Annotated in this window: 25 protein-coding genes and 1 tRNA gene; 13 read left to right on the top strand and 13 right to left on the bottom strand. The window is 66.0% G+C overall.

The window, feature by feature from the left end; genetic code table 11:
* The first annotated feature begins 190 nt into the window (after nucleotides 1-190).
* From ftsZ to lpxC, 3 genes are all read left to right on the top strand, one after another.
* Nucleotides 191-1,387, top strand: coding sequence for a cell division protein FtsZ (ftsZ, locus tag BT264_RS04215; protein WP_006477012.1), 1,197 nt, complete (start codon nucleotides 191-193; stop codon nucleotides 1,385-1,387).
* A 188-nt stretch (nucleotides 1,388-1,575) separates the two neighbouring features.
* Nucleotides 1,576-2,082, top strand: coding sequence for a peroxiredoxin (locus BT264_RS04210; RefSeq protein ID WP_072436389.1), 507 nt, complete (start codon nucleotides 1,576-1,578; stop codon nucleotides 2,080-2,082).
* Nucleotides 2,083-2,322: 240 nt separating this feature from the next.
* Entirely contained in the window at nucleotides 2,323-3,240 is a 918-nt protein-coding gene (gene lpxC, locus BT264_RS04205) for a UDP-3-O-acyl-N-acetylglucosamine deacetylase (protein WP_047899723.1), read from the top strand.
* Nucleotides 3,241-3,315: 75 nt separating this feature from the next.
* Here lpxC and BT264_RS04200 read toward each other — a convergent pair whose 3' ends face one another.
* Nucleotides 3,316-3,795 carry a DciA family protein gene (locus tag BT264_RS04200; protein ID WP_034182644.1) on the bottom strand — a complete coding sequence of 160 codons (480 nt, stop codon included), beginning with the start codon at nucleotides 3,793-3,795 and terminating at the stop codon, nucleotides 3,316-3,318.
* A 255-nt stretch (nucleotides 3,796-4,050) separates the two neighbouring features.
* Here BT264_RS04200 and secA point away from each other — a divergent pair, with 255 nt between their 5' ends.
* The 4 genes from secA to BT264_RS04175 all read left to right on the top strand — a co-directional run bounded on the left by secA (nucleotide 4,051) and on the right by BT264_RS04175 (nucleotide 9,563).
* Nucleotides 4,051-6,849 (top strand): preprotein translocase subunit SecA, encoded by a 2,799-nt coding sequence (gene secA / locus BT264_RS04195; protein WP_072436388.1) that lies wholly within the window; start codon nucleotides 4,051-4,053, stop codon nucleotides 6,847-6,849.
* Between the two features lie 143 nt (nucleotides 6,850-6,992).
* Nucleotides 6,993-8,234, top strand: coding sequence for a bifunctional glutamate N-acetyltransferase/amino-acid acetyltransferase ArgJ (gene argJ / locus BT264_RS04185; protein ID WP_072436386.1), 1,242 nt, complete (start codon nucleotides 6,993-6,995; stop codon nucleotides 8,232-8,234).
* A gap of 19 nt (nucleotides 8,235-8,253) precedes the next feature.
* Nucleotides 8,254-9,123 (top strand): ATP-binding protein, encoded by an 870-nt coding sequence (locus BT264_RS04180; RefSeq protein ID WP_072436385.1) that lies wholly within the window; start codon nucleotides 8,254-8,256, stop codon nucleotides 9,121-9,123.
* Nucleotides 9,120-9,563: an NUDIX domain-containing protein gene (locus BT264_RS04175; RefSeq protein ID WP_072436384.1), complete on the top strand. Its 444-nt coding sequence runs from the start codon at nucleotides 9,120-9,122 to the stop codon at nucleotides 9,561-9,563. The genes BT264_RS04180 and BT264_RS04175 overlap by 4 nt, the downstream gene beginning before the upstream one ends.
* Before the next feature lie 60 nt (nucleotides 9,564-9,623).
* On the opposite strand, the gene BT264_RS04170 is transcribed toward BT264_RS04175, so the two are convergent.
* The 9 genes from BT264_RS04170 to BT264_RS04130 all read right to left on the bottom strand — a co-directional run bounded on the left by BT264_RS04170 (nucleotide 9,624) and on the right by BT264_RS04130 (nucleotide 17,509).
* A complete protein-coding gene (locus tag BT264_RS04170; protein WP_072436383.1) occupies nucleotides 9,624-9,824 on the bottom strand; it encodes a DNA gyrase inhibitor YacG in 201 nt (66 codons plus the stop codon).
* Nucleotides 9,825-9,852: 28 nt separating this feature from the next.
* Nucleotides 9,853-10,608: a cell division protein ZapD gene (gene zapD / locus BT264_RS04165; protein ID WP_034182650.1), complete on the bottom strand. Its 756-nt coding sequence runs from the start codon at nucleotides 10,606-10,608 to the stop codon at nucleotides 9,853-9,855.
* A gap of 109 nt (nucleotides 10,609-10,717) precedes the next feature.
* The gene (gene coaE, locus BT264_RS04160) at nucleotides 10,718-11,326 is read right to left on the bottom strand and encodes a dephospho-CoA kinase (protein ID WP_072436382.1); all 609 of its coding nucleotides are present in this window, start codon (nucleotides 11,324-11,326) and stop codon (nucleotides 10,718-10,720) included.
* A 1-nt stretch (nucleotide 11,327) separates the two neighbouring features.
* Nucleotides 11,328-12,239, bottom strand: coding sequence for a prepilin peptidase (locus tag BT264_RS04155; protein WP_072436381.1), 912 nt, complete (start codon nucleotides 12,237-12,239; stop codon nucleotides 11,328-11,330).
* Between the two features lie 45 nt (nucleotides 12,240-12,284).
* Nucleotides 12,285-13,490, bottom strand: a complete 1,206-nt coding sequence (locus tag BT264_RS04150) for a type II secretion system F family protein (RefSeq protein ID WP_072436380.1) — start codon at nucleotides 13,488-13,490, stop codon at nucleotides 12,285-12,287.
* Nucleotides 13,491-13,492: 2 nt separating this feature from the next.
* Entirely contained in the window at nucleotides 13,493-14,770 is a 1,278-nt protein-coding gene (locus BT264_RS04145) for a GspE/PulE family protein (RefSeq protein ID WP_072436379.1), read from the bottom strand.
* A gap of 83 nt (nucleotides 14,771-14,853) precedes the next feature.
* A complete protein-coding gene (locus BT264_RS04140; RefSeq protein WP_034182655.1) occupies nucleotides 14,854-16,146 on the bottom strand; it encodes an HlyC/CorC family transporter in 1,293 nt (430 codons plus the stop codon).
* Nucleotides 16,147-16,289: 143 nt separating this feature from the next.
* A tRNA-Pro gene (locus BT264_RS04135) sits at nucleotides 16,290-16,366 on the bottom strand.
* A gap of 147 nt (nucleotides 16,367-16,513) precedes the next feature.
* Nucleotides 16,514-17,509 (bottom strand): polyprenyl synthetase family protein, encoded by a 996-nt coding sequence (locus tag BT264_RS04130; protein WP_034182656.1) that lies wholly within the window; start codon nucleotides 17,507-17,509, stop codon nucleotides 16,514-16,516.
* Between the two features lie 210 nt (nucleotides 17,510-17,719).
* Between BT264_RS04130 and rplU the strand changes: the two genes are divergently transcribed.
* The 4 genes from rplU to proB all read left to right on the top strand — a co-directional run bounded on the left by rplU (nucleotide 17,720) and on the right by proB (nucleotide 20,827).
* Nucleotides 17,720-18,031, top strand: a complete 312-nt coding sequence (gene rplU / locus BT264_RS04125; protein WP_006025184.1) for a 50S ribosomal protein L21 — start codon at nucleotides 17,720-17,722, stop codon at nucleotides 18,029-18,031.
* Nucleotides 18,032-18,055: 24 nt separating this feature from the next.
* Complete coding sequence (gene rpmA / locus BT264_RS04120; RefSeq protein WP_006476999.1) at nucleotides 18,056-18,319, top strand: 50S ribosomal protein L27; 264 nt, start codon at nucleotides 18,056-18,058, stop codon at nucleotides 18,317-18,319.
* Between the two features lie 186 nt (nucleotides 18,320-18,505).
* Nucleotides 18,506-19,618 (top strand): GTPase ObgE, encoded by a 1,113-nt coding sequence (gene obgE / locus BT264_RS04115; protein WP_072436378.1) that lies wholly within the window; start codon nucleotides 18,506-18,508, stop codon nucleotides 19,616-19,618.
* 90 nt (nucleotides 19,619-19,708) lie between these two features.
* Nucleotides 19,709-20,827 (top strand): glutamate 5-kinase, encoded by a 1,119-nt coding sequence (proB, locus tag BT264_RS04110; RefSeq protein WP_034182658.1) that lies wholly within the window; start codon nucleotides 19,709-19,711, stop codon nucleotides 20,825-20,827.
* Between the two features lie 96 nt (nucleotides 20,828-20,923).
* On the opposite strand, the gene BT264_RS04105 is transcribed toward proB, so the two are convergent.
* Both BT264_RS04105 and BT264_RS04100 read right to left on the bottom strand, forming a co-directional pair.
* Complete coding sequence (locus BT264_RS04105) at nucleotides 20,924-21,532, bottom strand: CNP1-like family protein (RefSeq protein ID WP_072436377.1); 609 nt, start codon at nucleotides 21,530-21,532, stop codon at nucleotides 20,924-20,926.
* A 13-nt stretch (nucleotides 21,533-21,545) separates the two neighbouring features.
* Nucleotides 21,546-22,193: an RNA pyrophosphohydrolase gene (locus BT264_RS04100; protein ID WP_034182660.1), complete on the bottom strand. Its 648-nt coding sequence runs from the start codon at nucleotides 22,191-22,193 to the stop codon at nucleotides 21,546-21,548.
* 218 nt (nucleotides 22,194-22,411) lie between these two features.
* On the opposite strand from BT264_RS04100, the gene BT264_RS04090 reads away from it, so the two are divergent.
* Both BT264_RS04090 and BT264_RS04085 read left to right on the top strand, forming a co-directional pair.
* Nucleotides 22,412-24,148 (top strand): proline--tRNA ligase, encoded by a 1,737-nt coding sequence (locus BT264_RS04090; protein ID WP_072436376.1) that lies wholly within the window; start codon nucleotides 22,412-22,414, stop codon nucleotides 24,146-24,148.
* 21 nt (nucleotides 24,149-24,169) lie between these two features.
* Nucleotides 24,170-24,772 (top strand): MarC family protein, encoded by a 603-nt coding sequence (locus BT264_RS04085; RefSeq protein WP_034182662.1) that lies wholly within the window; start codon nucleotides 24,170-24,172, stop codon nucleotides 24,770-24,772.
* Nucleotides 24,773-24,851: 79 nt separating this feature from the next.
* On the opposite strand, the gene BT264_RS04080 is transcribed toward BT264_RS04085, so the two are convergent.
* On the bottom strand, nucleotides 24,852-25,403 hold the full coding sequence (locus BT264_RS04080) for a hypoxanthine-guanine phosphoribosyltransferase (protein ID WP_034182663.1): 552 nt from the start codon (nucleotides 25,401-25,403) through the stop codon (nucleotides 24,852-24,854).
* Nucleotides 25,404-25,428 lie beyond the last annotated feature (25 nt).

Raw genomic sequence — 25,428 nt, 5'->3', positions numbered from 1 at the left:
ACCCCCACGGCTCGGCATGCCGAGCCTGCCCCCCGAGGGGGCCAAGAAAACTTGGGGCGGCCCGGCGTTTTCTTGGGGACAAACCGAATCGAAATTCGCGCTGGTGCCGGCGGCTGGCGCGCGACAGGGGGTTGCCCGATCTCCTGCCGAATAACGGCCGATTAGCAGTCATTCTCTTGACGGAGGCAACATGGAATTCGAAATGCTGGAAACCGAGACCAACGGCACCATCATCAAGGTGGTCGGCGTTGGCGGCGCTGGCGGCAATGCCGTCCAGCACATGATCAACCGCGGCGTGCAGGGCGTCGACTTCATCGTGATGAACACGGACGCCCAGGCGCTGTCGCGTTCGCGTGCATCGTCGGTGATCCAGCTTGGCAACACGGGCCTCGGCGCCGGTGCGAAGCCGGAAATGGGCCGTGCGGCAGCGGAAGAAGCGCGCGAGCGCATCGCCGACGCACTGCGCGGCGCGCACATGGTGTTCATTACGGCCGGCATGGGCGGCGGTACGGGCACGGGCGCGGCACCGGTGGTCGCGCAGATCGCGAAAGAGATGGGCATCCTGACGGTCGGTGTCGTCAGCAAGCCGTTCGAGTTCGAAGGCGGCAAGCGGATGCGCGTCGCTGAAGCAGGCTCGCAGCAACTGGAGGATCACGTCGACTCGCTGATCGTCGTGCTGAACGACAAGCTGTTCGACGTGATGGGCGACGACGCCGAGATGGACAAGTGCTTCCAGTGCGCAGACGACGTGTTGAACAACGCGGTCGCAGGCATCGCCGAAATCATCAACGTGGACGGCCTCGTGAACGTCGACTTCGAAGACGTGAAGACGGTGATGGGCGAGCAGGGCAAGGCGATGATGGGCACGGCGACGGTCGCCGGCGTCGATCGCGCACGCCTCGCGGCGGAACAGGCCGTGGCGAGCCCGCTGCTCGAAGGCGTCGATCTGTCGGGCGCGCGCGGCGTGCTGGTCAACATCACGTCGAGCCGTTCGCTGCGCCTGTCGGAAACGCGCGAAGTGATGAACACGATCAAGAGCTACGCGGCGGAAGATGCCACGGTGATCTTCGGTGCGGTGTACGACGACGCGATGGGCGATGCGTTGCGCGTGACGGTCGTGGCGACGGGTCTGGGCCGTGCGGCGAAGAAGCAGCAGTCGGCTCCGATGACGCTGCTGCGCACGGGTACGGACAACCAGCCGGTCAGCGCGGTGTCGCATGGCTATGCGCAGCCGCATCATGTCAGCACGGCCGACTACGGCGCGCTCGATACGCCGGCGGTGTGGCGCAACTCGCGCGAAACCGCGGCATCGCACGTGCAGGCGCTGCAGGAGAAGGGTGTCGACACCTACGACATCCCGGCTTTCCTGCGCAAGCAGGCTGACTGACGCAAACACAGGCGAAGCCGCGGCGGAATCGCCGCGGTATCGCCGGCGTGACGGATGCTGCGGACCACGACAGGCCGCGTCGGATGCGACGCCGGGCCGGGAAACGTGCCCTCTTCGCTTCGGCGGGGCGGGATGGGCCGTGCTGTCCGCAACACGCTGAAAAACCGTATCGCTATGAGGGACCAGCCATGATTCAAGTGGGCGACGCGCTGCCCGACGCGCAGTTGTTCGAGTTCATCGACGACGCGCGCGAAGGGTGCACGCTGGGGCCGAATGCCTTCAGCGTGCGCGACCAGGTCGCGGGAAAGCGGGTGGTGATCTTCGGATTGCCGGGCGCTTTCACGCCGACCTGCTCGGCGCAGCATGTGCCGGGCTACGTCGAACACGCCGGGCAACTGCGCTCGGCGGGTATCGACGAGATCTGGTGCGTGTCCGTCAACGACGCATTCGTGATGGGCGCATGGGGACGTGATCTGCACACCGCGGGCAAGGTGCGCATGATGGCGGACGGCAGCGCGGCTTTCACTCATGCGCTGGGGCTGACGCAGGATTTGTCCGCGCGTGGCATGGGAATTCGTTCCCTGCGCTACGCGATGGTGATTGACGGCGGTGTGGTCAAGACGCTGGCCGTCGAGGCGCCGGGCAAATTCGAAGTGAGCGATGCGGCGAGTGTTCTCGCGACGTTGACGTCCTGATCGTGCGGTGCGCCGTTGCCTGCCGGCAACGCTGCTCACCGGCCTCAGGACAGTTGTAACACGGGCCGATGACCGGAAACGCCTCCGTTCCGGGCATCGGCCCGTCCCGTATCTGCGCGGGTAAACTGCCGAAACAGATTGATACGCAGTTTCAAACAGCGTTGAATAGGGAATTACGCTATAATCTCATCTATCGGATATAACTCCTGATTGATATCTTCAATCAAGACGAAGAACACCATGCTGAAGCAGCGCACCATCAAATCGATCGTGAAGACCGTGGGTATCGGTCTCCACTCGGGCCGCAAGATTGAACTGACGCTCCGTCCCGCCGCGCCGGGCACGGGCATCGTCTTCTCGCGCATCGACCTGCCTACGCCCGTCGACATTCCCGCATCGGCGATGTCGATCGGCGACACGCGGCTCGCGTCGGTGCTGCAGAAGGATGGTGCGCGCGTGTCGACGGTCGAACACCTGATGTCGGCATGCGCTGGCCTCGGCATCGACAACCTCTATGTCGACGTGACGGCCGAGGAAATCCCGATCATGGACGGCAGCGCGGCGACCTTCGTGTTCCTGATCCAGTCCGCCGGCATCGAGGAGCAGAACGCGCCGAAGCGCTTCATCAAGGTGACGAAGCCGGTTGAAATCCGAGACGGCGACAAGTTCGCGCGTCTCGATCCGTATTTCGGTTTCAAGCTGAAGTTCTCGATCGACTTCCGCCACCCGGCCGTCGACAAGACGGGCCAGGAGCTCGAGGTCGACTTCGCGAATACGTCGTACGTGCGCGAGATCGCACGCGCGCGCACGTTCGGCTTCGCGCACGAAGCCGAGATGCTGCGCGAGCTGGGCCTGGCGCGCGGCGGCAGCATGGACAACGCGATCGTGCTCGACGAGTACCGGATCCTGAACAACGACGGGCTGCGCTACGACGACGAGTTCGTGAAGCACAAGATGCTCGACGCGATCGGCGACCTGTACGTGGTCGGCCATCCGCTGCTGGCGTCGTACACCGCGTACAAGTCGGGGCATGGGCTGAACAACGCGCTGCTGCGCGAGCTGCTCGCGCACGAAGATGCATACGAGATCGTCACGTTCGACGATCCGCAGGCCGCGCCGAGCGGCTTCGCGTTCGACGCGCAGACTGCGTTCGCCTGACCGGCGTTCGGTATCGCCAATAAAAAACGGCCTGCGGGCCGTTTTTTTATTGGCCGGCCGCCGCCGGCGGCGCGCTCAGCGCGGCGATTTCGCGCCGTGCCGGGCGGCCATCCTCGCGAGCGCGGCCTGCAACGGTGACGGTTCGAGGTGGTCGGCGAGGTCGCGCAATGCGGCGGCACCGACCGAGGTCATCCGCGCCTGCTTCACGTGCGGCGGCTCCGGCGCGTCCTTCGGACGCACGCGCACGCGCAGCGTCGCGACGGGCCAGCCGCGCTTCTGGAGATCGCCGAGCAGCCGCGGCTCGACCTGCCGCAGCCGCGCGGCCAGCGCGTTGTGCGCGGCAAAGAGGGTCAGGGTGCCGTCCTTGACGAAGCCCGGTTCGACATGATTCGCAAGATAGTCGGGCAGGAGCGCGGACAGATCGCGCTGCAGCGACGCGATTTGCTCGACGCCGGCGCGCAGCGCAGTGAACGCGTCGGTGCGGCCGAGCACTTCGGACACGGGTTGCGGGCGATGCGCGGCGAGCGGGCCGAAACGCTTGGAAAATCGGTTCATCGAGACATTCTTCGGGCGCGCACGCGCGCGGACGTTGACGCCGATTGTACCCGCGCCGGCTCGTGCACGGGCGGCTTTCGCCCCGTCTGCGCGGCCTCGGCGTGCAATGCCCGTCCGGCCGAGACGCGGGCGCGCGCGTCCCCGCGTGCTAAAATTCGACGTTTGAGTCCACTAATTCGCTAAGCCGCCGAGGCTCGGGCGTCGGGGCGCGCAACACGCGCCGGACGCCGGTGCTGCGACGCAGGATCCGATCCGATGACAACCGGTTTTCTCCAGAAAATTTTTGGCAGCCGCAACCAGCGGCTCGTCAAGCAATACCAAAAGACCGTCACGACGATCAATGCGCTCGAAACGCAGATCGAGAAGCTGACGGACGACCAGTTGCGCGGCAAGACGGATGAATTCCGCCAGCGGGTCGCGGCCGGCGAGTCGCTCGACAAACTGCTGCCCGAAGCGTTCGCGGTCTGCCGCGAGGCGAGCCGTCGCGTGCTGAAGATGCGGCACTTCGACGTGCAGTTGATCGGCGGCATGGTGCTCCACTACGGCAAGATCGCGGAAATGCGCACCGGAGAAGGCAAGACGCTCGTCGCGACGCTGCCCGTGTACCTGAATGCGCTGGCCGGCCGCGGCGTGCACGTCGTGACCGTCAACGACTACCTCGCGCAGCGCGACGCCGAATGGATGGCGCGCCTCTACAACTTCCTCGGTCTGTCGGTCGGCATCAACCTGTCCGGCATGGAGCACGACCAGAAGCAGCAGGCCTACGCGGCGGACATCACGTACGGCACGAACAACGAGTTCGGCTTCGACTACCTGCGCGACAACATGGTCTACGAGACCGACGCGCGCGTGCAGCGGGCACTGAACTTCGCGGTCGTCGACGAAGTGGACTCGATCCTGATCGACGAGGCGCGCACGCCGTTGATCATCTCGGGCCAGGCCGAGGACCACACCGAACTGTACGTGCGGATGAACGCGCTGCCGCCGCTGCTCGAGCGCCAGATCGGCGAGGAGAAGGCCGACGGCACGGGCGTCGAGAAGCCGGGCGACTACACGCTCGACGAGAAGTCGCGCCAGGTGTTCCTGACGGAATCGGGTCACGAGAAGGCCGAGCGGCTGCTCGCCGAATGGGGCCTGATCGGCGATGGCGAGAGCCTGTACGCGCCGCAGAACATCACGCTGATGCACCACGTGTACGCGGCGCTGCGCGCCCACACGCTGTTCCACAAGGACCAGCACTACGTCGTGCAGAACGGCGAAGTGGTCATCGTCGACGAATTCACGGGCCGCCTGATGGCCGGCCGCCGCTGGTCCGACGGCCTGCACCAGGCCGTCGAGGCGAAGGAGCACGTGAAGATCCAGAGCGAGAACCAGACGCTCGCATCGATCACGTTCCAGAACTACTTCCGGATGTACGCGAAGCTCGCGGGCATGACGGGTACCGCGGACACCGAAGCGTACGAATTCAACGAGATCTACGGTCTCGAGACGGTCGTGATCCCGACCAACCGTCCGCCGAAGCGGATCGACAAGCAGGACCAGATCTACAAGACGGCCAAGGAGCGCTACGACGCGGTGATCCGCGATATCCGCGACTGCTACGAGCGCGGCCAGCCGGTGCTGGTCGGCACGACGTCGATCGAGAACTCCGAGCTGCTGTCGCACCTGCTGAAGCAGGCCGGGCTGCCGCACGAAGTGCTGAACGCGAAGCAGCACGAGCGTGAAGCCGCGATCGTCGCGGAAGCCGGGCGTCCGAAGCGCGTCACCATCGCGACCAACATGGCCGGCCGCGGCACCGACATCGTGCTCGGCGGCAACGCCGAGAAGCAGGCCGCGTTCATCGAGGCCGACGAAGCGATCCCGGCCGACGAAAAGGCGCGCCGCATCCAGCAGCTGCACGACGAGTGGGAAACGCTGCACGAGCAGGTGAAGGCCGCGGGCGGCCTGCACATCATCGGCACCGAGCGCCACGAATCGCGCCGGATCGACAACCAGCTGCGCGGCCGTGCGGGCCGCCAGGGCGATCCGGGCTCGTCGCGCTTCTACCTGTCGCTCGACGATCCGCTGCTGCGCATCTTCGCGGGCGATCGTGTGCGCTCGATCATGGATCGCCTGAAGATGCCGGAAGGCGAGGCGATCGAGGCCGGCATCGTCACGCGTTCGATCGAATCCGCGCAGCGCAAGGTCGAAGCGCGCAACTTCGACATCCGCAAGCAGCTGCTCGAATACGACGACGTGTCGAACGACCAGCGCAAGGTCATCTACCAGCAGCGCAACGAACTGCTCGAAGCACACGACATCACCGAGACGATCACCGCGATGCGCCACGGCGTGATTGCCGAAGTCGTCCGCCAGTTCGTGCCGGAAGGCAGCATCGAGGAGCAGTGGGACGTGCCCGAGCTCGAGGAAGCGCTGCGCAACGACTGGCAGCTCGACCTCGCGATACAGGAAATGGTGAACGAGTCGACGTCGATCACGGCCGAGGAGATTCTCGATGCCGTGATGACGGCCGCAGACGAGCAGTACGACGCAAAGGTCGCGATGGTCGGCCGCGAATCGTTCAGCGCGTTCGAGCGTTCGGTGATGCTGCAGACGGTCGACCGCCTGTGGCGCGAACACCTCGCGGCGCTCGATCACCTGCGCCAGGGCATCCACCTGCGCGGCTATGCGCAGAAGAACCCGAAGCAGGAATACAAGCGCGAAGCGTTCGAGCTGTTCGCCGCGATGCTCGACGCGATCAAGCAGGAAGTCACGCGGATCGTGATGAACGTGCAGATCCAGTCGCCGGAGCAGCTCGAGGAAGCGGCCGAGCAGATCGAGGAGCGCAGCGGCCATCTCGAGAACGTCGAGTACCAGCACGCCGAGTTCGCCGAAGCCGCCGCACCGGTGGCCGGCGGAGCGGCCGTTGCGGCTGCTGCTGCGACGGCCGACATGGTCGGCAGCGCAATGGCCCACAGCGGCCCCGGCGGCGAGCTGCCGAAGGTCGGCCGCAACGATCCGTGCCCGTGCGGCAGCGGCAAGAAGTACAAGCACTGTCACGGGAAGCTGTCATGATCGACGGCGGCGCGTGTCACGCGTGCCGCTTCGTTCGCAGCTTCGAGTGCTGATGTGAGTTGTGGCGGCCGGCGCGTGCGGCCGCCGGTTCTTCCAATCGATGCCGGCGTGTGCCGGCATTTTCCATCCGGCAGGTGTGCCCCATGGCTGTCAATTTTCCGTCGATCGATCCCGCCCAACTGCATCCCGTCGCCGGCGTCACGCTCGGCTGGGCGGAAGCGAACATCCGCAAGCCGAATCGCAAGGACGTGCTGGTCATCTCCGTCGACGAAGGGGCGACGGTCGCGGGCGTGTTCACCGAAAACCGTTTCTGCGCCGCGCCGGTCACCGTCTGCCGCGAGCATCTGGCGAAGGTGCGCGCGGGCGGCGCGAGCATTCGCGCGCTCGTCGTGAATACGGGCAATGCGAACGCCGGCACCGGCGAGCCGGGCCTCGTGAACGCACGCGAGACCTGCACGGAACTCGCGCGCCTCGCGGGCATCGAGCCGGCGCAGGTGCTGCCGTTCTCGACCGGCGTGATCCTCGAGCCGCTGCCGATCGACCGCCTGAAGGCCGGCCTGCCGTCCGCGCTCGCGAACCGCAAGGCCGCGAACTGGTTTGACGCCGCGCTGGCGATCATGACGACCGACACGCTGCCGAAGGCCGCGTCGCGCCAGGTCGCGATCGACGGCCACACGGTCACGCTGACGGGCATCAGCAAGGGCGCCGGCATGATCAAGCCGAACATGGCGACGATGCTCGGCTTCCTCGCGTTCGACGCGAATGTCGCGCAGCCGGTGCTCGACACGCTCGTGAAGGAAGTTGCCGACCGCTCGTTCAATTGCATCACGATCGACGGCGACACGTCGACGAACGACTCATTCATCCTGATCGCGTCGGGCAAGAGCACGCTGCCTGCAATCACGTCGACCGATTCGCCGGCCTATGCGGCGCTGCGCGATGCGGTGACGGAAGTCGCGCAGGTGCTGTCGCAACTGATCGTGCGCGACGGCGAAGGCGCGACGAAATTCATGACGGTGCAGGTCGAGGGCGGCAAGAGCGTCGCCGAATGCCGCCAGATCGCGTACGCGATCGGCCATTCGCCGCTCGTGAAGACGGCCTTCTACGCATCCGACCCCAACCTCGGCCGGATTCTCGCGGCGATCGGCTATGCGGGCGTCGCGGATCTCGATGTCGGCAAGATCGACCTCTATCTCGACGACGTGCTTGTCGCGAAGGCGGGCGGCCGCAATCCGGCCTACCAGGAAGAGGACGGCCAGCGCGTGATGAAGCAGAGCGAAATCACGATTCGCGTGCTGCTCGGCCGCGGCGATGCGCAGGCCACCGTGTGGACGTGCGACCTGTCGCACGATTACGTGAGCATCAACGCGGATTACCGTTCCTGATCGGGAGCGTTCGAACGACATGGACAAGCTTGAACAGTTTCTGACGCGCGCGGAAGCGCTGCTCGGCCGGCTCGAGGGGATGCTGCCGCCCGCGCCGGCGGCCATCGACTGGAACGCCGCGCACGCGTTCCGCTGGCGCAAGCGCCAGGGGCGCGGCTACCTGCAGCCGGTGCCGGCCGTATCGCCGATCACGCTCGGCGACCTGCACAACATCGATCGCCAGAAGGGGCTGATCGAGCAGAATACACGGCAGTTCGTGCAGCAGAAGCCGGCCAACAACGTGCTGCTGACGGGCGCGCGGGGCACCGGCAAGTCGTCGCTGATCAAGGCGTGCCTGAACGCGTATGCGAAGGACGGGCTGCGCCTGATCGAAGTCGACAAGGACGACCTGCACGATCTCGGCGACATCGTCGAGCTGATCTCGCAGCGTCCCGAGCGGTTCATCGTGTTTTGCGACGACCTGTCGTTCGAGGAAGGCGAATCGGGCTACAAGGCGCTGAAAGTCGCGCTCGACGGCTCGATCGCCGCGCAGTCGGACAACGTGCTGATCTACGCGACGTCGAACCGCCGCCATCTGCTGCCCGAGTACATGAGCGACAACGAGTCGTACAAGCATCTCCCGGATGGCGAGATTCACCCTGGCGAAGTCGTCGAGGAGAAGATCTCGCTGTCGGAGCGCTTCGGCCTGTGGGTCAGCTTCTATCCGTTCAAGCAGGACGACTACCTCGGCATCGTCGCGCACTGGCTGCGTCATTTCGGCTGCGCGGATGCGGAGATCGGGTCCGCGCGCGGCGACGCGCTCGTGTGGGCGCTCGAACGCGGTTCGCGGTCGGGCCGCGTTGCGTGGCAATTCGCGCGTGACTGGTCGGGTCGCAAGGAGCAGGCATGAGCACGGATCTCGCACAGGGCGCCGTGCGCGCGCCGGATGGCCGCAAGGTGACGGAAGTCGCGGTCGGGGTGATGGTGCAGCCGGATGGCCGGTACCTGCTCGCGCAGCGGCTGCAAGGCAAGCCGTATGAAGGCTACTGGGAGTTTCCGGGCGGCAAGCTGGAGGCCGGCGAAAGCGTCGAGGACGCGCTGGCGCGCGAACTGCACGAGGAACTCGGCATCGTCGTCACGGCCAGTCACCGCTGGCACACGCTCGAACACGATTATCCGCATGCGTACGTGCGGCTTTATTTCTGCAAGGTGACGGGCTGGACCGGCGAGCCGCACAGCAAGGAAGGGCAGGCGTTCGTATGGCAGCAACTGCCGGTCGACGTCGCGCCGCTGCTGCCGGCGGCGCTGCCGGTGCTCGAACTGCTCGAAAAGGAAGCGGCGTCGCACTGATGCCGCGGCGGCCTGCCTGAAAGGCGGGCCATATCGCCGGCGGGCGGTGCCGCGCGCCGCTCAACTGTCGCGGCGGTCGTCCGTGCCGTCTTCTTCCGACGAAGGGCCTTCGTCGGACGTACCGCCGATCCGGTACTTTTCCGCAGCCCAGGCGCCGAGGTCGAGCTGCTTGCAGCGAGCCGAACAGAACGGGCGGAACTGATTTTCAGGGGCCCAGCGCACTTGGGCGCCGCAGGACGGGCATTTCACAACGGTAGTCATACGAAAGCGTCGATCCGGCACGCGGCCGTTACAGATTGCACAGTGTCAGATGGAACGGCACGTCGATGTCCACCGCGCGCGGCCGCACATCGCCGTCCTGCATGGTGAACCGTACCCACAGCATGTATTTGTTCGCGCTCGCTTCGGGAATGACGCGCAACTCCGGCGGCACGCGCACCTGCATCAACTGGTACGTGCGGCCGGACAGCATCTGCTGGTAGCTGCCCTGCATCGCCATGACCTTCGACGCCTGGCCCGATTCGCGCGCGAGGCGCAGCACGATCGACGCGGCGTCGCGCAGCGGCAGCATCGGCATGATCCACTTCGCGATGTCCTGGCGCCGCTGCTCGGCGGGCCATTGCTGCCACGCGTAGTACGACGGCAGGTCGAACTTGCAGGTGCCGCCGGGAATCACCGCGCGGCTGCGGATACTGGCGAGCCACTCGTTGTCGATGAGGTGCTGCCCGGTTTTGCCCTGCATCTGCGCGAGATTCGCGAGCGTCTGCTCGATTTCGCCGAGCACGGCTTCGAGCGCGTTCTGCTCGATGCCCGGATTGCCGCGAAAGGGGGCGAGCGTCTGGCGCTGACGTTCGAGCTCCTTCATCAGATCCGATTTCAGGTCCGCGCGGCCGGTTACCTCGGCGATTTCGAACAGCGTCGTCAGCGCGACGTGGTGTTCACGCGGGTCCTCCTGAGCCAAAAAGAACGCGAAGCGCTCGAACAGGTCTTCGAGGCGCAGCAGCGTGCGAATTCGCTCGTTGAACGGATACTCGTAAAGAATCAAGCGCGCTCGCCTCTAGGGTAGGAATTGAAACAATGCAGCACATTCTAATGCTCACTCTCTACCCTAGCAACGCACCAATTTCGTACGCCATCACGATCGCGCGCGAGGGTCAGTGCGCGGCGGCCGCGAATCCGAGGTAGCGTTGGTGCAGCGCATCGACCTGCGCGGCGAGTGCATCGGGCGTCGTCGCGTCGTTGACGATCACGTCGTCGGCCGCCGCGAGACGGGCTTCGCGCGTCGCCTGTCTCGCGATGATCGCCTCGACCTGCTCGCGCGTGAACCCGTTGCGCTGCATCACGCGCGCGATCTGCGTCTCGACCGGGCAGTCGACGACGAGCACGCGATCGCTGCGCGCCTTCCAGTTGCCCGACTCGACGAGCAGCGGCACGACGAACATCACGTACGGGCCCTGCGCTGCGTGCGCGTCGCGATCGGTCTCCGCGCGGATCAGCGGGTGCGTGATCGCTTCGAGGCGCCGGCGCGCGTCGTTGTCGCTGAAAATCAGTGCGCGCATCTTCGCGCGATCGAGCGAACCGTCCGCGGCAACGAAGCCGCGGCCGAATGCCTGTTCGATCGCAGGCATCGCGAGGCCGCCCGGCGCGGTGATGCGGTGGGCGATCAGATCGGTATCGACGAGCGATGCGCCGCGGGCGCCGAACAGGTCCGCGACGGTCGTCTTGCCGCTGCCGATGCCGCCGGTGAGTCCTACTGCGAACATGTCAGCCTCCGAGCGCCGCGTAGAAAGGGGTGCCGAAAAACAGCGTCGCGACGCCGCCCGCCGCGAGGAACGGGCCGAACGGAATCGGCTCCTCGAAGCGCATGCGGCCGCGCCATGTCGCGACGAGCCCGACGGTCGCGCCCGTCACCGCGGCGAACAGCACGACCTGCGGCAGTGCGGCCCAGCCCATCCACGCGCCGAGCGCGGCGAGCAGCTTCAGGTCGCCGAAGCCGATGCCCTCGATGCCGCGCAACCATTTGAACAGCCAGTAGATCGACCACAGGAACAGGTAGCCGGCCATTGCGCCGATCACGGCCGAGCGCAGCGACGTGAACGTGCCGCCGAGGTTCAGCACGAGCCCGGCCCACAGGAGCGGCAGCGTCATCGAATCGGGCAGGTAGCCGGTGCGGATATCGATCGCGCTCATCGCCAGCAGCGCGGCGCACAGCGCGAAGGCGGCAAGCGCGGCGATGGTCGGACCGAACGCGGCGAGCGAACCGGCGGCGAGCAGCGCGCACGCGAGTTCGACGAGCGGATAACGGATGCCGATCGCGTGGCCGCAGCGGCGGCAGCGTCCGCGCAATATCAGGTAGCTGACGAGCGGGATGTTTTCCCAAGCGCGCAGCACGTGGCCGCAATGCGGGCATGCGCTGCGCGGGCCCCACAGATCGTAGCGCGGCGGATAACCGTCGTCGGGGACGGTGCTGGCGTTGCCGGTCGCTTCGGCGATCTCGGCCTGCCATGCGCGCTGCATCATCACGGGCAGCCGGTGCACGACCACGTTCAGGAAGCTGCCGACGCAAAGGCCGATGACGACCGCGAACGCATACTGCAGCGCGGGCGGCAGCATCGCCAGCGCGAGCAGCGTGCTCTCGGGCGAATCGGGAACGGCGGACAGGGGCGCGGGTGTCATGAGGCTCAAGGTTCGGACTAAAAGGCGACAGAATCGGTTGCGATGCTACACCACGTTGCCGAGCTGAAGGATGGGCAGATACATCGCGATCACGAGGCCGCCGACGAGTGCGCCCAGTACGATGACGATCAGCGGTTCGCCGAGAGCCGCGAGCGTATCGAGACGCGCGTCGAGCTGGCGTTCGCACAGCGCGGCGAGGTCGGCGAGCATCGTGTCGAGCGTGCCGGTCTCCTCGGCGACGGCGATCGGCTGCACGACGTCGTCCGGAAAGCAGCCAGCCGACTGCATCGCGTCGGCGAGACGCGCGCCGCGCAGCACGCGTGCCGCGATATGCGTGGTGGCCCGCTCGAACACCGGATGGCCGGCAGTGCGCTCGAGCGTGGCGAAGGCATCGGCGAGCGGCACGCCGGCGCCGAGCAGCGTCGCAAGCGAGCGGCACCAGCGTGCGGCTGCGAACCGCGTGAGCGCGCTGCCTGCGAGCGGGGCGTGCAGCAGGCGTCGCGCGAGCGCATGGCGCAGCGGCGCCGAGCGCCGAAGCGCGTGATGAGCGGCAAGCCCCGTTGCCGCGGCACCGGCCACGAGCACACCGCCCCACGCCGACAGCGCGGAGGACAGCGCAAGCAGTGCGCGGGTCGGTGCCGGCAGTGCGGTGCCGAATCCGTCGAAGATCTGCCGGAACGTCGGCACGACCCACACCATCAACGCAGCCGAGATCGCGAGCGCGAACAGGATGACGGCTGCCGGATACGCGAGCGCGGCACGCAGCTTGCGCCACTGCGCGTCGGCGCGCTCGCGGTGTTCCGCGACCCGTGTCAGCACGATGCCGAGCGAGCCGGACGCTTCGCCGACCTCGATCAGCTGGCGATACAGCGTGCCGAACTGCGCGGGATAGCGGGCGAGCGCATCGGCGAAGCGCTGCCCGCCGACGATCTCGCGGGCGAGACCCGCGGCGATGCGCGGCACGCCGTCGCGCGTGCGCGTGCGCGCGAGCATCTCGAGCGACGGCGCGAGCGGCAGCCCGGCCTGCAGCAGGCTCGCGAGCTGGCGCGTGAAACGCGTTATGTCGCGTGCGCCGGCCGTCGGCGGCCGGGCCGGCCCGCGGACGTCGAGCGACAGCACCGCGATACCGTCGCGCGCGAGCGCGGCGCGCGCAGCCGCGGCGTCGAAGGCGATGACGGTCCCGTGGCGCGGCGCGCCGTCACGGCGGCGGCCGCGCCACACGAAGCGGGTTTCGCGCGGCGGTGTGCGCATGCTCAGGCCACCGGTGTTGCGGCGACGGCTTCCGCGATGCTCGTCGTGCCGTCGCGGACGCGCGCGAAGGCCGCGTCGCGCAGATTGCGCACGCCTTCGGCCGCCGCGCATTGAGCGAGTTCGCCGACGCTCGCCCGCGCGACGATGCGTTCCGCCAGCGCGGGCGATACCGGCATCGTCTGATGCAAGCCGATGCGGCCTCGATAGCCGATACCGTGACACGCGGAACAGCCGCGCGCGACGAACGGCCGCCATCCGGCAGCCAGGGCCGCCGGGTCGCAGCCGGCTTCACGCAGCACGCGCGCAGGTGCGTCCGAGTGCATGCGGCACGCGACGCACAAGCGCCGGACGAGGCGCTGCGCGGTGACGAGGTGCAGCGCGGCCGCGAGGTTGTACGGCGCGACGCCGATGTCGAGCAGCCTCGCGACGGCGGCCGGCGCGTCGTTCGTGTGCAGCGTCGACAGCACGAGATGGCCGGTCTGCGCGGCCTTGATCGCGACGTCGGCCGTCTCCGCATCGCGAATCTCGCCGACCATGATGATGTCCGGATCCTGTCGCAGCAGCGCGCGCAGCGCCGTCGCGAACGTGAGCCCAGCCTTTTCGGCGACACCGACCTGGCTGATCCCGTCGAGCTGGATCTCGGCGGGATCCTCGACCGTGCAGACGTTGTGCGCGTCGCGATCGAGCATCTGCAGCGCGCAGTAGAGCGACAGCGTCTTGCCGCTGCCGGTCGGGCCCGTGACGAGCACGAGGCCGTGCGGTGCGCGTATCGCGGCTTCCATCGCTGCTGCCTGCTGCGCGTCGAAGCCGAGGCGGGCGAGCGTCAGATCGGGCGGCAGCGTTTCGAGGCGACGCAGCACGAGCTTTTCGCCGAACAGCGTGGGCAACGAACTGACGCGGTAGTCGCCGCGCGTGCCGCCGTCGATCGCGATGCGCAGCCTGCCGTCCTGCGGCAGCCGTCGTTCGGCGATGTCCATGCGCGCGAGGACCTTGATCCGCGTGACGAGCGCGTCGCGCAGGTGTAACGGCGGCCGCGCATGTTCGTGCAGCACGCCGTCGATGCGCAGGCGGATGCGCCAGCCGGCTTCGAACGGTTCGACGTGGATGTCGGATGCGTCGCGCACGCGTGCCGCGTGAAGCGTGTCGGTCAGCAGCCGTACGGCCGGTGCGTCGTCGAGCTGGGCCGCGTCGAGCGCGTGTGGTGCGGCGGCGGGCGACGCATCGGAGTGGGCGGGCGGCTGCTGCATGCGCAGCGGCGCCCCGGGAGGAGGGAAATGCATGTGAGCCGGCGCGTCGGCCGCCTGTTGAACGTGACCTGCAGATGGTCGCGCATTGCGGGCGGTGCCGGCAGTCGGCCGTTCGGCTAGCGTAATGCGGTGCGTGCGGTGCGCGTGCCGCGCGGCTTGAAGAGCTTGACGGTGCGCACGGCCTGGTCGTCGCTGCGCATCACCTCGAGCATCACGTCGCCGATTTTCAGGCACACGTCGTCTTCCGGAATTTCCTCGAGGGTTTCGAGAATCAGCCCGTTCAGCGTCTTTGGCCCGTCGGTCGGCAGCTTCAGGTGCAGCCAGCGGTTCAGTTCGCGCAGCGGCATGCCGGCCGTGACGATGCATTCGCCGTTCTCGTCCCAGCCGCCCGCGCGTTCGCTGCGCGGCATCGACGTCGTGAATTCGCCGATCAGCTCCTCTATGATGTCTTCGGGCGTGACGAGCCCTTCGAGCTCGCCGTATTCGTTGACGACGAGCGCGGTACGCTGCCGGGTCTCCTGGAAATACTGGAGTTGCTGAACCACCGGCGTGCCCGACGGCACGTAGTACGGCTCGGCGAGCAGCGAGCGCAGCGTTTCGCGGTCGAACTCCTGGTTGTGCAGCGCGGTCAGCGTCTTGCGCACGTGCAGCACGCCGAGCACCTTGTCGATGTCGCCTTCGTAGACGACAAGCCGGTTGTGATAGCAGGTTTCGAGCTGGTGCAGGACGTCGTCGAGCGGCGCATAGAAGTTGAGCGATTCGATCTGGCGGCGCGGCACCATCACGTCGTCGACCGTGATGTTCTCGAGGTCGAACAGGTTGAGCAGGATGCTGCGGTGCTTGGTCGGCATGAAGCTGCTCGACTCGAGCACGATGGCCCGCAGTTCGTCGGCCGACATCCGCTGGTCGCGACCCTTCTTCGTGTTGATGCGCAGCACCCACAGCACGCCGTTCGCGAGCGCGTTGACGAACCAGACGACCGGCTTGAACACGCGCATCAGCGGCGCGATCACGAGGCTCGCGGGCAGGGCGATGCGTTCGGGGAAGGTCGCGCCGACGATCTTCGGCGCGATCTCCGCGAACACGATGATCAGGAACGCGACGATGCCGGTCGCGATCGACAGCGCGAGATTGTTGCGGCCGAACGTATGGAGCGCGAGCGACGTCGTCAGGACCGGGATGATCGTGTTGAACAGGTTGTTGCCGATCAGGATCACGCTGAGCAGCAGGTCAGTACGCGTGAGAAGCCCCTGGGTGGTCTTCGCGCCGAGTGCGCCCTGGCCGGCGAGATGCTTCAGCCGATGGCGATTGAGCGCCATCATCGCGGTCTCGGAAATGGAGAAGAAGCTGGAACAGAGGAGAAGCAGGAAGACGGCGCCGATTTGCGCCCATAAGGGAATTTGGTCCACGCGTCGGAAAGGGCAGTGAAGGACAGGAATGGAGGGAATATAGCAGAGGCCGGCGACCGCGATGTGTCGTGCGCGACGCGATGGGCCCGCAACGGCCGGACGAAAAAAAACCGTGCACGCGGTGCACGGTTTTTTTACAAATCTGGTCGGGGTGAGAGGATTCGAACCTCCGGCCTCTACGTCCCGAACGTAGCGCTCTACCAGGCTAAGCTACACCCCGATTTTTGCTCTTCGGACTTCGCCGTCTTCGTGAAGATCGTTGCGTCGTCACAAGCAAGAACGTAACTATAACGATGTTTTTTCTAAAAGGGAATACTTTGCTGAAGAAAATTTTCGAGACAACGCATCGCCGCGGTTCGCGACGTGTTTACGACTGCCGCGACGTCGAGTACGAGCACAGCGCGAGCAGGCTCTCCTTGTAGATCGAATCGGGGAATGCGGCGATCGCTGCCGCTGCCGCCTGCGCTTCCTGGCGTGCGCATTCGAGCGTGTGATCCAGCGCGCCCGAACGCGTGATCGCTTCGAAAATCGTGTCGAAGCGATCGGTGCCGCCCTGTTCGATCGCCTCGCGTGCAAGCGCCGACTGTTCCGGCGTGCCGCGTTCGATCAGATAGATGAGCGGCAGCGTCGGTTTGCCTTCGCGCAGGTCGTCGCCGGCGTTCTTGCCCATTGCCTCGACGGTGCCCGCGTAGTCGAGCCAGTCGTCCATGATCTGGAACGCGGTGCCGATCCGGCGGCCGTATTCGGCGGCGGCGGCTTCGGTCGGCGCATCGGCGCCGGCGAGCACCGCGCCCAGGCGCGCCGACGCCTCGAACAGCTTGGCCGTCTTGTAGCGGATCACCTGCATGTAGCGCGTTTCGTCGACGTCCGCGTCATGCATGTTGAGGAGCTGCAGCACCTCGCCTTCGGAAATGATCGTCGTCGCTTCGGACAGGATCTCCATCACGCGCATCTTGCCGACGCCGACCATCATTTCGAACGAGCGCGAATAGAGGTAATCGCCTACCAGCACGCTCGCCGCGTTGCCGAACAGCGCGTTGGCGGTCTGGCGGCCGCGGCGCAGCTCGGATTCGTCGACGACGTCGTCATGCAGCAGCGTGGCCGTATGGATGAACTCGACGACGGCGGCCAGCACGTGCCGCTGGTGCGACGTCTCGCCGAGCGCGCCGGCGACGAGCAGCAGCAACGCCGGACGCAGCCGCTTGCCGCCCGCGCCGATGATGTACTCGGCGATCTGGTTGATCAGCAGCACGTCGGACGCGAGGCTTTGCCGGATAACGCGATTCACCTGCTCCATGTCGCTGGTGATCGGAGCGAGCAGGTGGGCGGCGCTGAGGGTGGGGGAGGCGGTGGACGACGACATGATGATGGAATTGGGTGATGCCGCGGATTATAAGTCGAATCCGAGATATCCCGGTCTGTCGGACGCGCCGCCGCAGCGATTTTGGCCGTCCGTCCGAGGCTGGCGTACGGCAATCGTCGATCAGTTTTGACTTGGGTGCTAACCCCATGTATAATCACGTGTTTTCCGCGCGTGGTGTGCGGAAAAATTGGATCCAGAGTGAGGTTCTCAATGTACGCGGTCATAAAAACCGGCGGCAAGCAGTACAAGGTTGCCGTTGGCGAAAAACTCAAAGTAGAACAGATACCGGCTGACATTGACGCTGAAATCACGCTCGACCAGGTTCTCGCAGTGGGCGAAGGCGAATCGATTAAGTTCGGTACGCCGCTGGTCAGTGGGGCTTCCGTCAAGGCCACCGTTGTGTCGCACGGTCGTCACGCCAAGGTCACCATCTTCAAGATGCGTCGCCGGAAGCACTACCAAAAGCACGGCGGCCACCGCCAGAACTACACTGAGCTGCGCATCGACGCGATCAACGCGTAAGCGCCTCGGTTAAGGAGCAATCAGATGGCACACAAAAAGGCAGGCGGCTCTTCCCGGAACGGCCGCGACTCCGAGTCGAAACGTCTCGGCGTGAAGGTGTACGGCGGCCAGGCAATCAATGCCGGCGGCATCATCGTGCGTCAGCGCGGCACGCGCATGCACGCAGGCGAGAACGTCGGCATGGGCAAGGATCACACCCTGTTCGCGCTGGTCGACGGTCACGTGAAGTTCGCGACGAAGGGCGCGGACAAGAAGCATCTGGTCATCGTCGTCCCGGCGGCTGCCTAAGTTCAGGCACCCACGGGCTTCGAGCCGAAAGGCCCCGCAGTCTTCGCGGGGCCTTTTTTATTTGGCCGCCGGGCGCATGTGCGTTCCGGCGACCGTCGTGCAACCGGCGTACGATCGGCCGAAAGGCAGATTGTTCAAGCGCGCCGGCGCGCGGCACAATAGCGGAAATACTGGGCGGAGTGACGAATGAAGTTCATTGACGAAGCACGAATCGAAGTCATCGCCGGCGACGGAGGCGATGGCAGCGCGTCGATGCGCCGCGAGAAATTCGTCCCGTTCGGCGGGCCGGACGGCGGCGACGGTGGCCGGGGCGGTAGCGTCTACGCGATCGCCGACCGCAACATCAACACGCTGATCGACTACCGTTACGCGAAGAAGCACCTGGCGCGTAATGGCGAAAACGGTCGCGGCTCGGATTGCTACGGCAAGGGCGGCGACGACGTCACGCTGCGCATGCCGGTCGGCACGATCATCAGCGACATGGATACCGGCGAGCTGATCGCCGACCTGACCGAGCATGACCAGCAGGTGATGCTCGCCCAGGGTGGCGCCGGCGGCCTCGGCAACCTGCATTTCAAGTCGAGCACGAACCGCGCGCCGCGTCAGAAGACGGACGGCAAGCCCGGCGAGCGGCGCATGCTGAAGCTCGAGCTGAAGGTGCTCGCCGATGTCGGCCTGCTCGGCATGCCGAACGCGGGCAAGTCGACGTTCATTTCGTCGGTCTCGAACGCGAGGCCGAAGATTGCCGACTACCCGTTCACGACGCTCGCGCCGAATCTCGGTGTGGTGCGCGTCGGCCCGAGCAAGAGCTTCGTGATCGCCGACATCCCGGGGCTGATCGAGGGCGCCGCCGAAGGCGCGGGCCTCGGGCATCAGTTCCTGCGTCACCTGCAGCGCACCGGCGTGCTGCTGCATCTTGTCGATCTCGCCCCGTTCGACGAAAGCGTCGATCCGGTCGCGGAAGCGACCGCGATCGTCGGCGAGCTGCGCAAGTACGACGAGGCGCTCTACGAGAAGCCGCGCTGGCTCGTGCTCAACAAGCTCGACATGGTGCCGGAAGACGAGCGCGAGGCGCGCGTCGCGGATTTCCTCGACCGCTTCGGTTGGGACGGCCCCGTGTTCGAGATTTCGGCGCTGACGGGGCAGGGCTGCGAAGCGCTGTGCTACGCGATCTACGATTACCTGTCCGAGCATTCGGACGCGCATCGCGCGGCGGAAGCGGAAGATCTCGCGGCGGACGTGCGTTTCCGCGATGCGCCGCCTGCGAACGGCGGTAGAGTGCCGGGCGACGACGCCTGAGCGGTTCCGGAACGCGCCGGGCATGCCGCCCGGCGTCGGCGTTCAATCGCGCCCGGCCGGGCAGGCATCAGATACAGGAGACAGTGCAGGATGCGTTCGATCATCGCGGATTCGAAGCGATTGGTGGTGAAGGTGGGCTCCAGCCTCGTGACCAACGACGGCAAAGGGCTCGATCATGCTGCAATCGGCCGCTGGGCTGCCCAGATCGCCGCGCTGCGCGCTCAGGGCAAGGAAGTCGTGCTCGTCAGTTCGGGCGCGATTGCCGAAGGGATGCAGCGGCTCGGCTGGAGCAAGCGGCCGCGGGAAATCGACGAGCTGCAGGCCGCCGCAGCAGTCGGCCAGATGGGGCTCGCGCAGGTCTATGAGAGCCGTTTCACCGAACACGACATCCGCACCGCGCAGATCCTGCTCACGCACGCCGACCTGGCGGATCGCGAGCGTTACCTGAATGCGCGTTCGACGCTGCTCACGCTGTTGCGGCTCGGCGTCGTACCGATCATCAACGAGAACGACACGGTCGTTACCGACGAAATCAAGTTCGGCGACAACGACACGCTCGGCGCGCTCGTCGCGAACCTGATCGAAGGCGACGCACTGATCATCCTGACCGACCAGTCGGGGCTGTTCACCGCCGATCCGCGCAAGGATCCGAACGCGACGCTCGTCGCCGAGGCTAATGCCGGTGCGCCGGAACTCGAGGCGATGGCGGGCGGTGCGGGCTCGAGCCTCGGCCGCGGCGGGATGCTGACGAAGATTCTCGCGGCGAAGCGTGCGGCGCACAGCGGCGCGAACACCGTGATCGCGAGCGGTCGGGAGTCCGACGTGCTCGTGCGTCTGGCGGCCGGCGAGGCGATCGGCACGCAACTGATCGCACGTACCGCGCGGATGGCGGCGCGCAAGCAATGGATGGCCGATCACCTGCAGGTGCGCGGCCATGTCGTGATCGATGCCGGCGCGGTCGAGAAACTGACGGCCGGCGGCAAGAGCCTGCTGCCGATCGGCGTGACCGGCGTGCAGGGGGCGTTCGCGCGCGGCGAGGTGATCGCGTGTGTCGGCCCCGACGGGCGCGAAGTGGCGCGTGGGCTCACGAACTACAGCAGCGCGGAAACGAAGCTGATTCAGCGCAAGCCGAGCGGCGAGATCGAGACCGTGCTCGGCTACATGCTGGAGCCTGAACTGATCCATCGCGACAACCTCGTGCTGGTGTGACTGTCCGCTCCGAATCCGGTAGCCAAATAAAAAGCCCGCGTGATGCGGGCTTTTTGCATGGTGCGGGACGGAGCAGGCGGCTCGTGCCGCGTACCGTCAGCGCAGTTGGCTCATCGCGGTGCGGTGAAACCGGATGTTCTCCAGAATCTGTTTGGTCGAGCCTTGCGGCATCTTGTTCGCGCAGAAGTAGTCCTGATAGAGCGACGAGTGGTACGCATTCAGTTCGCCGTTCTCGATGCGCCGCCAGTCGTTCTCGACCGTGCGGTCCCAGCCGTCGTGTTCCGCATTCAGGCCGGCGTACTGCCGCCATTCGTAGGTGTCGCAGCGGATGCCTTCGTAGTTCACATTGCGCGCGCCGGCCGGGCTCGTGATGACGACGGCGTAGCGCACGACGCCATCGGTGCCGACCGCGAGCGACTTCGCATCGACGAAGAACTTGAGCGGCGTGTTCTGCGATACGTTGAACGGCAGCAGGTCGCCCGTCTGCGGCAGCGGCGGCAGCGTGTCGACCGCGTTTTCCTTCCAGGTGCCCTGGCGGTCCAGCAGATACACGAACTCGCTGTCATCCTTGTTGGTCGGCGTCTTCGAATTCGCGCAACCGGCCAGCACGGCCGCTGCGGCAATCGATGCGAGCGCGAGAGCAATCGCTTTCAATATGCATTCCTCGTAAAAAAAGGGCGCGACACCAAGGTCGCGCCCGGTCATGCAGTCCGACTCGTCATTTGCCGACGATCACGTGGGGCGGCATCTCGTCGAGCGTGCCCGCTTCCACTTCGATCTCCGAACAGACTACCGATGTGTCGACAATCGTCAACGTCTGCTGGGCCTGTGCGCCGATGACGCGCGGATAGCGCGACAGACGCGGCCCGCGCGGCTTTTCGGCTCGCTGCGCCGGGCGGCGCAGGAAGCGCGACAGTTCCGTCAGCGCCAACTGATAGACATCCCGCTTGAACTCGATCACCGCATCGAGCGGCACCCAGTACTCGTTCCAGCGCCACGCATCGAACTCCGGGTGATCGGTCGCGCGCAAGCAAATGTCGCAATCGCGTCCAACCATCCGCAGCAGGAACCAGATCTGCTTCTGGCCGCGGTAATGACCGCGTACTTCGCGTTTGATGAACTTGTCAGGCACCTCGTAACGCAACCAGTCGCGAGTGCGGCCGATTATCTTGACGTGTTCCGGATGCAGGCCCGTTTCCTCGTGCAGTTCCCGGTACATCGCCTGCATGGGGGTCTCGCCGTACTTGATCCCACCTTGAGGAAACTGCCAGGAGTGCTCGCGGAGCCGCTTGCCCCAAAACACCTCGTTGCGCGCGTTCAAGAGGATGATGCCGACGTTCGGGCGAAAGCCTTCACGATCCAGCATACAACCACCTTCGAATCCTTTAAAATTGCTTTGATTATAAACAGATAACGGGCGCTGCGCACCGTGACGGAGCGAATCCGCGCGGGGCACACCGGCTGAATTGTCCCTTATTAGTCTGCTACGTCATCTGCGCCATCGTCGTTCGTCGCGCGCAGCTTTTTCACCTTGAAACTTTTTCGGGCGCCCCGCCTGGGGGCGCCGTTTTTGGAACCGTCCGCATGAAAGCTTCCCGTTTCTTTATCGGCACCCTGAAAGAAGCACCCGCCGACGCAGAGATCGTCAGCCACAAGCTGATGGTACGCGCCGGCATGATCCGTCGCGTCGCCGGCGGCATCTATAACTACCTGCCGGTCGGCCTGCGTTCGATTCGCAAGGTCGAGGCGATCGTGCGCGAGGAAATGAACCGGGCGGGCGCCATCGAGCTGCTGATGCCGGCCGTGCAGCCGGCCGAGCTGTGGCAGGAATCGGGCCGCTGGGAACAGTACGGCCCCGAGCTGCTTCGCTTCAAGGACCGCAAGGACAACGATTTCGTGATCGGGCCGACTCACGAGGAAGTTGTCACCGACATCGCGCGCAACCAGATCAAGAGCTACCGGCAGATGCCGGTGAACTTCTACCAGATCCAGACGAAGTTCCGCGACGAGATCCGTCCGCGCTTCGGCGTGATGCGTGGCCGCGAATTCATCATGAAGGACGCGTATTCGTTCGACAAGGATGCGGCGGGCCTGAACGAGTCGTATCGCAAGATGTACGACGCGTACGTGCGCATCTTCACGCGCCTCGGCCTCGAGTTCCGTGCGGTCGCGGCGGACAGCGGCTCGATCGGCGGCAACTTCTCGCACGAGTTCCACGTGATCGCCGACACCGGCGAGGACGCGATCGCCTACTGCCCGACGTCCGAGTTCGCGGCGAACATCGAGGCGGCCGAAGCGCTGCCGCTGATTGCCGAGCGCGCGGCGCCGGCTGAAGCGATGGAAAAGGTCGCGACGCCGGGCAAGGCGAAGTGCGAAGCCGTCGCCGAACTGCTGGCCATCCCGCTCGAGCGCACGATCAAGTCGATCGTGCTCGCGACCGACAACGAAGGCGCCGAGCCGACCATCTGGCTCGTGATGCTGCGCGGCGACCACGACCTGAACGAGATCAAGGTGTCGAAGCTGCCGGGCCTGAAGAATCACCGCTTCGCGACCGAGCAGGAAATCGTCGAGTGGTTCGGCACGCCGCCGGGCTACCTCGGCCCGGTCGGCACGAAGAAGCCCGTGAAGGTGATCGCGGACCGCACGGTCGCGAACATGAGCGATTTCGTCGTCGGCGCGAACGAGGTCGACTATCACATCGCGGGCGTGAACTGGGGCCGCGACCTGCCGGAGCCGGACGTCGCCGACGTGCGCAACGTGCAGAAGGGCGACCCGTCGCCGGACGGCAAGGGCGTGATCGACATCTGCCGCGGCATCGAGGTCGGCCACGTGTTCCAGCTCGGCACCAAGTACTCGGAAGCGCTGGGCGCGACGTTCCTCGACGAGTCGGGCAAGCCGCAGCCGATGCTGATGGGCTGCTACGGCGTCGGCGTCACGCGCATTCTCGGCGCGGCGATCGAACAGAACTTCGACGATCGCGGCATCATCTGGCCGGAGTCGATCGCGCCGTTCGAGGTCGTGCTGTGCCCGATGGGCTATGACCGCAGCGAAATGGTGCGCGAGACCGCCGACAAGCTGTACGCGGAACTCGTCGCGGCCGGCATCGACGTGATCCTCGACGACCGCGGCGAGCGCCCGGGCGTGATGTTCGCCGACTGGGAGCTGATCGGCGTGCCGCATCGCCTCGTGATCGGCGAGCGCGGCCTGAAGGAGGGCAAGATCGAGTACCAGGGCCGCCGCGACGCCGAAGCGACGCTGCTGCCGGCGGACGCGGCCGCGGCGACGGTCGCGGAGAAGATCCGCGCCGCGCTCGCGCACTAAGCACGGCGACCGGGGGACACGATGGAATACACGTTCCTGTCGGCCACCGTGCTCCTGGTGCTGATCACCGATCCGCTCGGCAATATCCCGCTGTTCATTACGGCGATGCGGGACGTGCCGCGCGAGCGGCGCGTGAAGCTGATCCTGCGTGAAGTGGGGATCGCGTTCGTGATCCTGCTGTTCTTCATGGTGGTCGGCGACCGCTTCCTGCGGATGATGAGCCTTACCGACCTGTCGTTGCGGCTCGGCGGCGGGATCGTGCTGTTCCTGATCGCACTGCGGATGATCTTCCCGCATCCGGACGGCGCGCTCGGCAGCGATCCGCGCGCGGGCGGCGAACCGTTCATCGTGCCGCTCGCGATTCCGGCACTCGCCGGGCCGTCGGCGCTCGCGACGGTGATGCTGCTGACGTCGCAGGCGCCGGGCAAGATGTTCGAGTGGGTCGGCGCGCTGACGGTCACGATGCTCGTCTGCGCGGTCACGCTGGTATTGGCCGAAAGGATCCAGCAGTGGCTCGGCGAGCGGACGGTCGCGGCGTTCGAGCGGCTGATGGGCCTCGTGCTCGTCGCGATTTCGGTCGAGATGCTGCTGGCCGGCATCCGCGCGTTCGTGCACCAGCTGTAGGGCTGCGCGCGCACGAAAAAAAGCGGCGCTCCGGGAAACCGGAGCGCCGCTTTCTTTTATATAGCGGGCAGGGCGGCGATCAGACGTTCGCGGTCAGCGCGCGGATCGTCGGCAGGTTGCGCCAGTAGCCCTTCGCATCCATCCCGCAGCCGAACACGTAGCGGTCCGGCACCGAGAAGCCGCAGAAGTCGGGGTGCAGCGGTTTCGCCTTCGCGAGCGTCTTCTCGCACAGCACGGCCGACATGAAACGCTGCGCGCCCATGTCGAGGATGCGGTCGCGGATCGCGGCCATCGTTTCGCCTTCGTCGAGGATGTCGTCGAGCACGAGCACGATCCGGTCCTTTACCGACTCGCGCGGCGCGACGCGCCAGTGCATCTCCGGGCTGCCCTGCGTCGTGTTGCGGTAGCGGGTCAGGTGGATGTAGTCGAATTCGAGCGGGAAATCGAGATGCGGCAGCAGCATCCCGGTAAACACCGCGGCGCCGCCCATCACCGAGAGAACGAGCGGGAACGCATCGCCGATCTCGGCGCGGATCGCGTCGGCCATCCGGGCGATCGACGCATTGACGGCGTCGGCCGAGACGATCTCTTCGGAGTGGTCGAAAATGTGGAGGGCTTCTTCGCGGTTCATGTGTTGTGGCGGGCAGTCGGTATAC

Source organism: Burkholderia sp. NFPP32 (assembly GCF_900119325.1).
GTDB classification, from domain to species: Bacteria; Pseudomonadota; Gammaproteobacteria; order Burkholderiales; family Burkholderiaceae; genus Burkholderia; species Burkholderia pyrrocinia_C.
The sequence above is the reverse complement of the archived record's forward strand: the minus strand, read 5'-3'. Positions and strand labels throughout refer to the sequence as shown.

Bases quoted from the DNA above. Each gene is read 5' to 3' on its own strand.
- ftsZ (WP_006477012.1), top strand. From the start codon at position 191: ATGGAATTCGAAATGCTGGAAACCGAGACCAACGGCACCATCATCAAG.
- BT264_RS04210 (WP_072436389.1), top strand. From the start codon at position 1,576: ATGATTCAAGTGGGCGACGCGCTGCCCGACGCGCAGTTGTTCGAGTTC.
- lpxC (WP_047899723.1), top strand. From the start codon at position 2,323: ATGCTGAAGCAGCGCACCATCAAATCGATCGTGAAGACCGTGGGTATC.
- BT264_RS04200 (WP_034182644.1), bottom strand. From the start codon at position 3,795: ATGAACCGATTTTCCAAGCGTTTCGGCCCGCTCGCCGCGCATCGCCCG.
- secA (WP_072436388.1), top strand. From the start codon at position 4,051: ATGACAACCGGTTTTCTCCAGAAAATTTTTGGCAGCCGCAACCAGCGG.
- argJ (WP_072436386.1), top strand. From the start codon at position 6,993: ATGGCTGTCAATTTTCCGTCGATCGATCCCGCCCAACTGCATCCCGTC.
- BT264_RS04180 (WP_072436385.1), top strand. From the start codon at position 8,254: ATGGACAAGCTTGAACAGTTTCTGACGCGCGCGGAAGCGCTGCTCGGC.
- BT264_RS04175 (WP_072436384.1), top strand. From the start codon at position 9,120: ATGAGCACGGATCTCGCACAGGGCGCCGTGCGCGCGCCGGATGGCCGC.
- BT264_RS04170 (WP_072436383.1), bottom strand. From the start codon at position 9,824: ATGACTACCGTTGTGAAATGCCCGTCCTGCGGCGCCCAAGTGCGCTGG.
- coaE (WP_072436382.1), bottom strand. From the start codon at position 11,326: ATGTTCGCAGTAGGACTCACCGGCGGCATCGGCAGCGGCAAGACGACC.
- BT264_RS04155 (WP_072436381.1), bottom strand. From the start codon at position 12,239: ATGACACCCGCGCCCCTGTCCGCCGTTCCCGATTCGCCCGAGAGCACG.
- BT264_RS04150 (WP_072436380.1), bottom strand. From the start codon at position 13,490: ATGCGCACACCGCCGCGCGAAACCCGCTTCGTGTGGCGCGGCCGCCGC.
- BT264_RS04145 (WP_072436379.1), bottom strand. From the start codon at position 14,770: ATGCATTTCCCTCCTCCCGGGGCGCCGCTGCGCATGCAGCAGCCGCCC.
- BT264_RS04130 (WP_034182656.1), bottom strand. From the start codon at position 17,509: ATGTCGTCGTCCACCGCCTCCCCCACCCTCAGCGCCGCCCACCTGCTC.
- rplU (WP_006025184.1), top strand. From the start codon at position 17,720: ATGTACGCGGTCATAAAAACCGGCGGCAAGCAGTACAAGGTTGCCGTT.
- rpmA (WP_006476999.1), top strand. From the start codon at position 18,056: ATGGCACACAAAAAGGCAGGCGGCTCTTCCCGGAACGGCCGCGACTCC.
- obgE (WP_072436378.1), top strand. From the start codon at position 18,506: ATGAAGTTCATTGACGAAGCACGAATCGAAGTCATCGCCGGCGACGGA.
- proB (WP_034182658.1), top strand. From the start codon at position 19,709: ATGCGTTCGATCATCGCGGATTCGAAGCGATTGGTGGTGAAGGTGGGC.
- BT264_RS04105 (WP_072436377.1), bottom strand. From the start codon at position 21,532: ATGACCGGGCGCGACCTTGGTGTCGCGCCCTTTTTTTACGAGGAATGC.
- BT264_RS04100 (WP_034182660.1), bottom strand. From the start codon at position 22,193: ATGCTGGATCGTGAAGGCTTTCGCCCGAACGTCGGCATCATCCTCTTG.
- BT264_RS04090 (WP_072436376.1), top strand. From the start codon at position 22,412: ATGAAAGCTTCCCGTTTCTTTATCGGCACCCTGAAAGAAGCACCCGCC.
- BT264_RS04085 (WP_034182662.1), top strand. From the start codon at position 24,170: ATGGAATACACGTTCCTGTCGGCCACCGTGCTCCTGGTGCTGATCACC.
- BT264_RS04080 (WP_034182663.1), bottom strand. From the start codon at position 25,403: ATGAACCGCGAAGAAGCCCTCCACATTTTCGACCACTCCGAAGAGATC.